Below are 11711 nucleotides of genomic sequence, written 5' to 3'. Positions count from 1 at the left end.
CATGGAAAACAAGATAAAAGTATTACAAGATAAATTAGCTGAAGCAAAGCTTGGAGGAGGGAAAAAAAGAATTGAAACCCAACATGCCAAGAAAAAATTAACGGCTCGTGAAAGAGTAAATTATTTAATGGATGAAGGTTCGTTTGAAGAAATTGATGCTTTGGTCACACACCGAACCACCGATTTCGGAATGCAAGAAGAATTAATTTACGGAGATGGAGTAATCACCGGATATGGAACTGTTAACGGTAGATTAGTTTTTGTTTTTGCACAGGATTTTACTGTTTTTGGAGGAGCTTTGTCTGAAACACATGCAGAAAAAATTTGTAAGGTGATGGACATGGCACTCAAAACCGGTGCACCGATGATTGGATTGAATGATTCCGGTGGAGCCAGAATTCAAGAAGGAGTTCGTTCACTTGGTGGTTATGCTGATATTTTTTATAGAAATGTAAAATCAAGCGGAATTATTCCTCAAATTTCGGCAATTATGGGTCCTTGTGCGGGTGGGGCAGTGTATTCTCCTGCCATGACCGATTTTACGATGATGGTGGAAAATACCAGTTATATGTTTGTTACCGGTCCAAATGTGGTAAAAACGGTTACAAATGAAACGGTTACTTCGGAAGAATTAGGTGGAGCGAGTACGCATTCTACCAAATCGGGAGTGGCACATACAACTTCATCGAATGATGTAGAATGTTTAGAAGATGTGAAAAAGTTGTTGAGTTATCTTCCGCAAAGCAATAAAGAAAAAACGCCAAAAGTACCTTTTGAATTGAAAGATGAAATACGTGAACAATTAATGACGATAATTCCTGATAATCCTAACAAGCCGTATGATATGCATGAGGTGATTCAGGGAATTATTGATGAAGAATCTTTTTTTGAAATTCATAAAGACTATGCCGAAAATATTATTGTAGGTTTTGCACGCTTAGGAGGACGAAGTATCGGGATTGTGGCGAATCAACCGTTATATTTAGCAGGTGTTTTGGATGTAAATAGTTCAGTAAAAGCTGCTAGATTTACACGTTTTTGCGATTGTTTTAATATTCCTCTTTTAGTTTTAGTAGATGTACCAGGATTTTTACCGGGAACAGATCAGGAATGGACGGGAATCATTCGTCACGGAGCTAAATTATTATATGCTTTAAGCGAAGCCACCGTGCCAAGAGTAACCGTAATCACACGAAAAGCATACGGAGGTGCGTATGATGTAATGAATTCCAAACACATTGGTGCCGATATGAATTTTGCTTGGCCAACAGCTGAAATTGCTGTAATGGGAGCGAAAGGAGCGAGTGAAATCATTTTCAAAAAAGAAATTGCAGAAGCTGAAGACCCAGCGGCAAAATTGATTGAAAAAGAAACTGAATATGCCGAAAAATTCGCAACTCCTTATCGAGCTGCACAGCGTGGATTTATCGATGAGGTAATTGTGCCCAACGAAACCCGTAAAAAACTGCTAAAAGCCTTTAGTATGTTGGAACACAAAGAAGTGGAATTGCCGAAAAGAAAGCACGGAAATATTCCATTGTAACCAGTATATTTTATTTTAAAAAAAGTCAGGAAGAAATCTAATCTTCCTGACTTTTTTTAGTTTTTTTGAAGAAAACTATAAATCTCATCTTTCAAAAAAACGCGATCTTTTCGTTTATGGGTTAATTCATCATCATTGAGTGGGATTTCTCCTTTTTCAATTTCAAAAATTTCATTATCTAGCGAATTATAAGAACTCATTAAAACTTGAAATTCTTCATTGTGATGATATAAATCTTTGATTTTTTCGGCAAATTCCGGAAATTCAGTAAGTAATGGATGTTTAGTAATCATGATTGAGATGTTTTATTTTATGTAACTAAGGTAAAACATCTTATAAAAATAAAATATGACAAATGTCACATCTATATTATTTTATAGCTTTTACATCCAATGGAACTCCATACAAATCAAATTCTGTAGCATCAGAAATTGTAATCTCAACAAAATCACCTGTTTTTAAATAATATTGAGCAGCATCAATCAAGACTTCATTATCTACATCCGGACTATCAAATTCGGTTCTACCAATAAAATAAGGCCCTTCTTTTCTATCAATAATACATTTAAAAGTTTTACCAATTTTTTCTTGATTCAAATCCCAAGAAATTTGTGCTTGAATATCCATGATATCGGCTACTCGTTGTTGCTTTACTTCATCCGGTACGTTGTCTTCTAAAAGATAGGCGTGCGTATTTTCTTCATGCGAATAGGCAAAACATCCTAAACGTTCAAAACGCATTTCTTCTACCCAATTTTTTAAAATTTGAAAATCTTCCTCGGTTTCACCGGGATATCCAACAATTAAAGTAGTTCGAATTGCTATACCCGGAACTGCTTTTCTAAATTCTTTTAAAAGGTTAGTTGTTTTTTCTTGAGTAGTACCTCTTCGCATCGATTTCAGAATGTTATCTGAGATATGCTGTAAAGGAATATCAATATAATTACAAATTTTTGGTTCATTTTTCATCAATTCCAACACATCCATCGGAAATCCGGTAGGGAAGGCGTAGTGCAGACGAATCCATTCAATTCCTTCAATTTTAACTAAGTTTTCTAAAAGCTCTGCTAAATTTCTTTTTTTGTATAAATCTAAACCGTAATAGGTTAAATCTTGAGCAATTAATATTAATTCTTTTACACCTTTAGCAGCTAAACCTTGAGCTTCTTTTACTAATTTTTCGATGGGTTGCGAAACGTGTTTTCCTCTCATCAATGGAATAGCACAAAAACTACATGGTCGGTCACATCCTTCTGCAATTTTTAAATAGGCGTAATTTTTTGGAGTAGTAGTAAGGCGTTCACCTAATAATTCATGTTTATAATCTGCTCCTAAAACCTTTAATAATTGTGGAAGTTCCGTTGTTCCGAAGTATTGATCAACATTTGGAATTTCTTTCTGCAAATCGGGTTTGTAACGTTCAGACAAACATCCTGTTACAAATACTTTATCTACAAGTCCGTTTTCTTTTCGATTTACATACTCTAAAATGGTATTAACCGATTCTTCCTTTGCATTATCAATAAAACCACACGTATTAATCACTACAATATTACCCTCTTGTTCATGCACAACATCTTTACCACTGGCTTTTAGTTGTCCCATTAACACTTCACTATCATACACATTTTTGGAACATCCAAGAGTGATAACATTGATTTTATTTTTTTTAATTGATTTGGTTCTCATAGCTTTATTCCGAATTTTAGGAGTGCAAAATTAGGTATTAATATTCAAATACATAAAAAAACCATTCGTTTTTGCGAATGGTTTACATTTATGTTATTTTTTTCTATAATTCAAATAGAAGGGTAGCAGTAACAGCATTCTGTCTTGTTGTGATAAGTGAAGGTGATGTTAATCCGGTTGTAAAAAAACCTTCTCTACTTTTTCGTTGGGATAAGCTATATGATAAATCTAATTTGGTACTCCCAAAATTATACCCAATTCCGGCTGAATATGCTGTTAAATCACCAATAGTTTTGGAATCTTTATACGGACTTTCTTCAAAACGATAGCCACCTCTCAGACTCCATTCTTTTATTTTATATTCAGCCCCCAATCGAAATTCATTGGCAGTTGTGAGTAAATTACTCATCTGATCATTTACAATTCTAAATTCATTTTCCGGTCTGAATTTTATAGAACTATAGTCTTTAAATGAATAATCAAAACTAATCAAACCTCTTTTTTGAAAAACATAAGCGATACTTGCTGATACTTTTCCGGGAGTTTGTAATCTATAAGTAGGATATATAGATATAATATTTGGATCAATATTATCATTAAAAGTTTCTCCGTCAAATCTATTTACCACTTGAAGTCGTTGAGAAAACTCATCATTTAAAGACAACCATGTTGGTGATTCATAAGCGGCACCTAGACGTAAAGATTGAGTTACTTTGTAAATTGCTCCTAATTGAAATGAAAAACCTGTACCATACGTATATAAATAATTGTCAAAACGCAACTGTTGCACACCGTTTTGAGTATCATTTGAATTAGACTCAAAGAAACTGCTACTTCTTGTGAAATCTACAAAATGAGCATTTAAATTAATTCCGATGTATAATTTGTCATCATACTGAGCCGCAGCATTAAACCCTACCTTTCCATTAAAACCTTCAGTTATTACATAGTTTTCCTGATAATAATTTCCCCCTTCAGGCACTTCTGAAAGGTAGGATGTATTGGAAGAAGATGAGGTTAATGGACTAATCACATACCCTTCATACCCGAGAAAAGCTTGTTGTTCTGCATAATTTAATGAGCCAAATGAATTGCTAGTAATTGTGCCAAGCGGTATTCCATTTGCATAATTTAAAAAGTAACGATCAATTGAAGTATTCGGATTTGTTCCAGATGAAAAAATTGCATTGTTAAAATTGTTTTTATTTTCATACGTCAACGCAAACGCAATTTTTTTCCAAGTTGGATTACCGGATTCATCTTTTAAAACCCAAACACCACTTATTTGATTAAAATCGAATGCATTTTCACTTTCTCTGTTTTTGGAGCCAAAATAGTTGGTTCTATTATTAAAATTATTGTTGTTTAACGACAATCCAACTTGACTGTTCATAAAAATTGCAGAACCTGCAGGGTTAATTGCAATTGAGGATAAATCACCACCTAAAGCTCCAAACGCACCTCCCATAGCATTGAATCGTGCTGTTCCATTTAAATTTTCTTGGCTATATCGAATTGCATCTTGTATATCTTGAGCATACATAATGCTTGACAACAATAAAATAGTTGTAAATGTTATCTTTTTCATACTCTTATTTTTGTGATTTTAACCTCTTCCACCTCTTCCACCACCGCCAGAACGACCACCTCCACTGTATGATCCACCACTGGATCTTCCACTAGAATAACTACTAGAACTTGAACTACTACTTCTTCCTGAAGAATAGTTAGAAGAACGAGTTGAACTTGAAGAGGGTTGATAAGATCTAGTATTTGAGCGTGTTGAAGAATAGTTTGATTGACTTCTATTGTCTCGTGTATTTGAATTTACATTTCCACTATTGTAATCTCTTGTTCGTGTACTATTTCTAGTAGAAAATTGTGTACTTCTATTACTGTTTCTGGACGAAAATTGAGAACTATTTCTTCCTGTGTAGTATCCATTACGTGCAGTATTTCCTCTGTAACCGGTGGTATAATAACCTCTTCTTCCGCCATTATAAGCATAATGAGGATAGTTATTCCAACCCCATCCCCAACCTGGGCCATACCATGAATTCCAACCCCAGCCGGCGTTCCAGCCCCAACCGTTATTCCATCCCCAACCCCAACCAGGTCCATACCATGAATTCCAGCCCCATCCGGCATTCCATCCCCAACCGGTATTCCATCCCCAACCCCAGTTTGGTCCATACCAAGAATTCCAGTAATTCCAACCCCAACTATTGTCATAGACATTTACAGTAACTGAGGTAGGATTTGAACCCCATGAAGCATTATTGTTTTTTGCGATAGTATCATATCGGTCTGCTGAAGAATAATTTTCAACATCTGTAAACACTTCATCTGAATCAGTCGTTAATTGTTTAGCTTTAAAATAGTTTTGATAGGTTTGACTGTTATCAGTAGTTGAAACTACGGAATTATTTTGTCTTTTGGTATCTGAGTTATCATCATAAATACCATCTCTATCGTAATAAGAAGAATTATTATAAGAGCCACAAGACGAAAAAAACAACCCAATTAAGCTGAAAAGCATAAGGGGCGTTTTTTTGACGGAAAAGAAATTATTTGTTTTCATAATCAAAGCTTTTTTTGTTGTTCTTTATACAAAAATAGTTAGTTTTGCTGAACTTTTTAGTTAAAATTAGTTAAACAATTTTTATGCCAAATTATTTAAAATGAGCAAAAACCTAACCAAACGATCGGAAGATTATTCAAAATGGTACAATGAATTAGTTGTAAAAGCTGATTTAGCAGAAAACTCAGGTGTGAGAGGCTGTATGGTAATCAAACCTTATGGGTATGCTATCTGGGAAAAAATGCAAGCAGAATTAGATAGAATGTTTAAAGAAACCGGACATTCAAATGCTTATTTTCCGCTTTTTGTACCTAAAAGTATGTTTGAAGCTGAAGAAAAGAATGCTGAGGGTTTTGCCAAAGAATGTGCCATTGTGACACATTACAGATTAAAAAATGATCCTGATAACAAAGGAAAATTAATGGTTGATCCGAATGCAAAATTGGAAGAAGAGCTAATCGTTCGCCCAACTAGTGAAGCCATTATTTGGAGTACCTATAAAAATTGGATTCAATCCTATCGCGACTTACCATTGTTAATAAATCAATGGGCAAATGTTGTACGATGGGAAATGAGAACAAGATTGTTTTTGAGAACAGCTGAGTTTTTATGGCAAGAAGGACATACGGCACATGCCACTGAAAAAGAAGCAATCGAAGAATCAGTAAAAATGATGAATGTATATGCTGAATTTGTGGAGAACTTTATGGCTATTCCGGTGGTAAAAGGTGTAAAAACAGAATCTGAACGTTTTGCCGGAGCCATTGAAACGTACTGTATTGAAGCTTTAATGCAAGATGGTAAAGCTCTTCAAGCGGGAACATCACACTTTCTAGGTCAAAATTTTGCTAAAGCTTTTGATGTGAAGTTTGCTACTGCTGAAGGTAAACAAGAACATGTTTGGGGAACATCTTGGGGTGTTTCTACTCGATTAATGGGAGCATTAGTGATGACACATTCCGATGATAATGGATTGGTTTTGCCTCCAAATTTAGCTCCAATTCAAGTGGTAATTGTTCCTATTTATAAATCAGATGAACAATTGGAAGCTATTTCAACTGAAGTTGAAAGATTAGTTTCTGCTTTACGCAAATTAAAAATTTCAGTAAAGTATGATAACAGAACAACTCACAAACCGGGATTCAAATTCAACGAATATGAATTAAAAGGTGTACCTGTTCGAATTGCAATCGGACCAAATGATTTAGAAAATGGAACGTATGAGATTGCAAGAAGAGATACGCTTACCAAAGAAGTTGTTTCAAAAGATGGAATAGAAAAATATATTCAAAATCTTTTAGAAACAATTCAGAATGATTTATTTGCAAAAGCATTGGATTACAGAAATTCACATATTACGGAAGTAAACAACTTTGAAGAATTCAAATCATTATTAGATACAAAAGCAGGTTTTTTTGCCGCTCATTGGGATGGAACAGCGGAAACCGAAGAAAAGATTAAAGAGTTAACCAAAGCCACCATCCGTTGCATACCATTGAATAGAGTAGAAGAGGAGGGAACTTGCATGTTTAGCGGTAAACCATCTGTAGGTAGAGTACTTTTTGCGAAAGCTTACTAAAAAAAATCAAAAAAAGTAATTTGAACTATTGCGAGTGTAAAAAATAGTTGTATTTTTGCACTCGCAATTGATAAATGGCCCGTTCGTCTATCGGTTAGGACGCCAGGTTTTCATCCTGGTAAGGGGGGTTCGATTCCCCCACGGGCTACAAATTAAGTTCTCAAACGAAACTGAAAAGTTCAATGGTCCGTTCGTCTAGGGGTTAGGACGCCAGGTTTTCATCCTGGTAACAGGGGTTCGATTCCCCTACGGACTACAAATTAGTTGTAAATTAGTTTTATAAAACAAAAATCAGTGTCTCGGTTTTTGTTTTATTAGTTAAAACCAAAGTGATTGTTTTTCAATTGTGGGAGGTTTTTCTTTTTTAACTAGTATTTATAAATTATTACATCTAAAATTAAAGAAAATGGCAAATCATAAGTCTGCTTTAAAAAGAATCAGAAGCAACGAAAAGAAAAGAGTATTAAACAGATATCAGCACAAAACGACTAGAAACGCTATCAAAGCTTTACGTATGTCAACTGATAAATCTGATGCTGCTGGAAAATTAGCTTCTGTAATCTCTATGATTGATAAATTAGCAAAGAAAAATATTATCCATGATAATAAAGCTTCTAATTTAAAATCTAAATTGACGAAACACGTAGCAAAATTATAATTTTTAGTTACGGTTATATAATAGAAATGCTCACTGAAAAGTGAGCATTTTTTTTATGAATATAATGGTTTTAATTCTTCTAACATTTCAACCGTAATTGGTTTTGATAAAAAGTGAGAAACGATGTTTTCGTATTGTTTTGCTTTATTATGATCAGAAGGATCAATGGTAGAAGATAAAATAATCACTTTCGTTTTAGAAAAATCTTTGGCATAATTTTCTTGAAATTGCTTTAAAAAATCCCAACCATTCATAATTGGCATATTTAAGTCTAAAAAGATGAGTTGAGGCATCTCAACCTGATTATCATTTTTATGAGATGAAAAATTGTCAATCAAATCTATTGCGTCTTTTCCATTGTTAGCAAAAATTATTTCTTCGCTAAAAGCCGCTTTAATGATAACTTTTTTGCACAACATTAATGTTATTGGATCATCATCTACGCACAATACTTTTTTCAACATTCTTACTTTTTAAAGGTTAGTGTAAATTGAGTTCCTTTGTTCACTTGACTCTCAACTTCTATTGAACCACCCATTGCTTCAATTTGTGATTTAACCAAATATAAACCAAGTCCTTTACTATCCGGATGGTCATGGAATCGTTGATATAATCCAAAAATTTTGTCGTGATTTTTTTCTAAATCTATACCAATTCCATTGTCTTTAATAACCAAATTTACAAAATTATCTTTATCAAATGCTTTAATTGTGATTTTTGGAGTTTTTTCGGGTGATCTGTATTTTAAGGCATTTGATACTAAATTAAGAATGATGCTTTCCATATAGGCTTTATTAATGGTGATGCATAACTCTGGGTCAATTTCAATCTTTAGATTTGGTTTGTGTAAATTAATTTGATTGCTTAATTGAAAAAATACATTTTCAAATATCTCAATGATAGAAACCGATTCTTTTAAAATAGAAGGATTATCTTTAATAATCACAACTTTTACCAAATCATCAATAGTTTCATTTAATAATTGAGTGGAACGTCTAAATCCATTTAAAATCTCTTGCAATTCTTCATTTTCAACCGGAACATCATCTAACAAATTCAATAAACCGGTCAAGTTTGACAACGGTGCTCTGAAGTTGTGAGAGGTGATATATGAAAATTGTTTTAAATCTTTGTTGTTTTGTGTTAACTCTCTAATCAATTGCTCTCGCTCACTTTGTTGCTCTTTTTCTTTGGTCACATCTCTTTGAATGGAAATCCAGTGCGTATGTTCACCATCTTTATTGGTGACGGGGATCATAGAGAAATTAACCCAATATTCAGTACCATTCTTTTTATAACTAATCGTTTCAATAAAACACTCTTTATATTTTTGAATAGCATTGGAAAGTTTTTCTAATTCTTTCCTATCCGCTTTTGGACCGGCAAACATTATTGGAGATTTTCCAATGACTTCTTTTGGTTTGTAACCGGTCATTTTTGTAAATGCTTCATTCACAAATATAATGTTCGGTATTGGATTTTCTGAAGTATCAGTATCTGTTATGACAACGGCATCTTTTGTTTGCGTAATTACCGTTTCTAATAATTTAAGTCGCTGTTCTTCTTCTTTTTGTTTGGTGATATCTTGAATGGCTCCTATCATTCTGACGGCTTTTCCTTCATTGTCAAATAACAGAAATCCCCTATCAAAAACATATTTATAACTTCCATCCGCACATTTAAAACGGTATTCATCTTGCCAACGTTCGGTTTTTTGTTCCAAAAAGGAATAAAGCTTTACAGACATTTTTAAACTGTCTTCCGGGTGAATACGGTCAAACCACCATGTAGAAGTAGTTCCTACATCTTCTTTTTTATAACCAAAAACACCTTGAATACCTTTGTTCCAAACAAACATATCTTCTTGAATTTTCCAGTCCCAAATCGTATCACTGGTTGCTTTAGCTACAATATCATATCGTTCATTGGAATCTTTAATTTCAGTAGTACTACTTTGTAGTTGTTCTAAAATGTTGATGTTTCTTTTGTCATTTTTAGCGATTACAAATCGTATAATCAAACCCGCAATAATGATAAATAAAACATCTTTCAAAAAGTGAAAAGTGATAAGAGCTTTTGTGTTTTGTTGAAAATAATCCTTGAGTAATAAATGGGTTATAATTGCCAAAAAGAGGGAGGAAATTATAAAAACAAAACTAATGATATTCGATTTACTCTTCATTGCTCAAAAGTGTGGATAAACTTTGATTGGTTATTAGAAACTTTTTTTTGTTGAGCAATATAGTAATCATATTTAAGGTGAATTTGGGAATAATTTTTACGAATTTAAAAATTTTTTTAATTCCTCATACGTTTTAACAGTGTACTTTTCTTTTTTTAGTGTTAAAATCGATTGAATACTCGATGGAATCTCCAATTCTATATTTAAATTTTTTTCAACTGTATCTAAAAATTTTACAGGATGAGCAGTTGCTAAAAAAACACCAATCGAAGTTGAATCATTCGAAAGATAGTTTTTTAAACCTAAATAACCAATTGCTCCATGTGGTTCAGAAACATATTTGAATTGTTCAAATAATTCTTTCATTCCTTTAACTGTTTCTTCATCATTGTATGAACACGAAGAAAATTCAGCTTTCAAATGCTGTAAATCATCATTATAAAGTGCTTTTATACGAACAAAATTACTTGGATTGCTAACATCCATAGCATTGGATAATGTTGGAATTGTGGGTTTCACATCAAAATTTCCTTTTTCAAGATAATTTGGAATAGTATCATTACTGTTTGTGGCAGCAATTATATGACGGATGGGTAAACCTAATTTTTTGGCGACAATACCGGCACAACTGTTACCAAAATTTCCGCTGGGAACAGAAAAAATAAGTGGTTTATTTTCTTTTTTAAGTTTTTTATAGGTCAAAAAGTAATAGAACATTTGTGGTAACCATCTCGCAACATTGATGGAATTAGCTGAAGTTAAATTCAAATTTTGCAATTCTTCGTCCAAAAATGCTTTTTTTACCATAGCTTGACAATCATCAAAAGTACCAATAACTTCAACCGCTTTTATATTTTGTCCTAAAGTGGTAAGTTGTCGTTCCTGAATATCACTGACTTTATTTTGTGGATAAAGAATAACTACATTAACCCCTGAAACACCTAGAAAACCATTTGCAACAGCACCACCCGTATCACCTGAGGTTGCTACCAAAATGGTGTTTTTTTGAGATGGTTGTTCACGATTAAAATAGGCTAAACATCTCGACATAAATCGAGCACCAACATCTTTAAATGCCAATGTTGGTCCGTGAAACAACTCTAAACTGTAAATTGATGAACTTATCGGAATTATGGGAAACTCAAAATTAATGGTTTCCTTCACAATTTGCTTCAAAATTTCTTCCGGAATTTCATCACCGATAAATTGCTCAATAGCTTTGAAACAGATGTAGTCATCATCCAAATCCTCTATTTGTTCAAAAAATGAAGTTGGAAGACGTTCAATATTTTTTGGAAAATAAAGTCCTTTGTCAGAAGCAAGTCCGTCGGTTAACGCTTTTTTAAAATGAACATCCGGTGATTGAAGATTTAAACTTTTATATAGCATTTAGTTCGTTTTACAATTCGCCATTTCTAGGTTGTAAATATGTAAAAACTTATTCAATTATCGAAGTATGAATGATGTTTTTTTATCGCA

Annotated in this window: 10 protein-coding genes and 2 tRNA genes; 5 read left to right on the top strand and 7 right to left on the bottom strand. The window is 33.3% G+C overall.

The genetic code is table 11. From position 1 onward, the window contains the following. The first annotated feature begins 1 nt into the window (after position 1). Entirely contained in the window at positions 2-1543 is a 1542-nt protein-coding gene (locus H601_RS0110660) for an acyl-CoA carboxylase subunit beta (RefSeq protein ID WP_026711512.1), read from the top strand. 56 nt (positions 1544-1599) lie between these two features. Here the strand turns inward: H601_RS0110660 and H601_RS0110655 are convergent, their stop codons facing one another. The 4 genes from H601_RS0110655 to H601_RS0110640 form a co-directional block, all read right to left on the bottom strand. Further along, positions 1600-1836 (bottom strand): HP1242/YdcH family protein, encoded by a 237-nt coding sequence (locus H601_RS0110655; RefSeq protein ID WP_035655858.1) that lies wholly within the window; start codon positions 1834-1836, stop codon positions 1600-1602. A gap of 76 nt (positions 1837-1912) precedes the next feature. Continuing rightward, positions 1913-3232: a 30S ribosomal protein S12 methylthiotransferase RimO gene (rimO, locus tag H601_RS0110650; protein ID WP_026711510.1), complete on the bottom strand. Its 1320-nt coding sequence runs from the start codon at positions 3230-3232 to the stop codon at positions 1913-1915. Positions 3233-3335: 103 nt separating this feature from the next. Next, positions 3336-4820: an OmpP1/FadL family transporter gene (locus tag H601_RS0110645; protein WP_026711509.1), complete on the bottom strand. Its 1485-nt coding sequence runs from the start codon at positions 4818-4820 to the stop codon at positions 3336-3338. Between the two features lie 18 nt (positions 4821-4838). Next, the gene (locus tag H601_RS0110640) at positions 4839-5813 is read right to left on the bottom strand and encodes a hypothetical protein (protein ID WP_026711508.1); all 975 of its coding nucleotides are present in this window, start codon (positions 5811-5813) and stop codon (positions 4839-4841) included. A gap of 100 nt (positions 5814-5913) precedes the next feature. On the opposite strand from H601_RS0110640, the gene proS reads away from it, so the two are divergent. The 4 genes from proS (at position 5914) to rpsT (ending at position 8050) form a co-directional block, all read left to right on the top strand. Continuing rightward, positions 5914-7392, top strand: coding sequence for a proline--tRNA ligase (gene proS, locus H601_RS0110635; RefSeq protein ID WP_026711507.1), 1479 nt, complete (start codon positions 5914-5916; stop codon positions 7390-7392). Between the two features lie 76 nt (positions 7393-7468). Then, a tRNA-Glu gene (locus tag H601_RS0110630) sits at positions 7469-7540 on the top strand. Between the two features lie 36 nt (positions 7541-7576). Next, positions 7577-7648: transfer RNA gene (locus H601_RS0110625), tRNA-Glu, on the top strand. A gap of 150 nt (positions 7649-7798) precedes the next feature. Further along, on the top strand, positions 7799-8050 hold the full coding sequence (gene rpsT, locus H601_RS0110620; RefSeq protein WP_026711506.1) for a 30S ribosomal protein S20: 252 nt from the start codon (positions 7799-7801) through the stop codon (positions 8048-8050). Between the two features lie 53 nt (positions 8051-8103). Here the strand turns inward: rpsT and H601_RS0110615 are convergent, their stop codons facing one another. The 3 genes from H601_RS0110615 to thrC all read right to left on the bottom strand — a co-directional run bounded on the left by H601_RS0110615 (position 8104) and on the right by thrC (position 11621). Continuing rightward, positions 8104-8514 carry a response regulator gene (locus H601_RS0110615; RefSeq protein WP_026711505.1) on the bottom strand — a complete coding sequence of 137 codons (411 nt, stop codon included), beginning with the start codon at positions 8512-8514 and terminating at the stop codon, positions 8104-8106. Positions 8515-8516: 2 nt separating this feature from the next. Then, positions 8517-10178, bottom strand: coding sequence for a PAS domain-containing sensor histidine kinase (locus H601_RS0110610; protein WP_245571644.1), 1662 nt, complete (start codon positions 10176-10178; stop codon positions 8517-8519). A 150-nt stretch (positions 10179-10328) separates the two neighbouring features. Further along, positions 10329-11621: a threonine synthase gene (gene thrC, locus H601_RS0110605; protein ID WP_026711503.1), complete on the bottom strand. Its 1293-nt coding sequence runs from the start codon at positions 11619-11621 to the stop codon at positions 10329-10331. Between the last annotated feature and the right edge of the window lie 90 nt (positions 11622-11711).

It is taken from the genome of Flavobacterium filum DSM 17961, assembly GCF_000425465.1.
GTDB classification, from domain to species: Bacteria; Bacteroidota; Bacteroidia; order Flavobacteriales; family Flavobacteriaceae; genus Flavobacterium; species Flavobacterium filum.
Note: the sequence above shows the minus strand (reverse complement) of the source record. Positions and strands in the feature narration are given on the sequence as shown.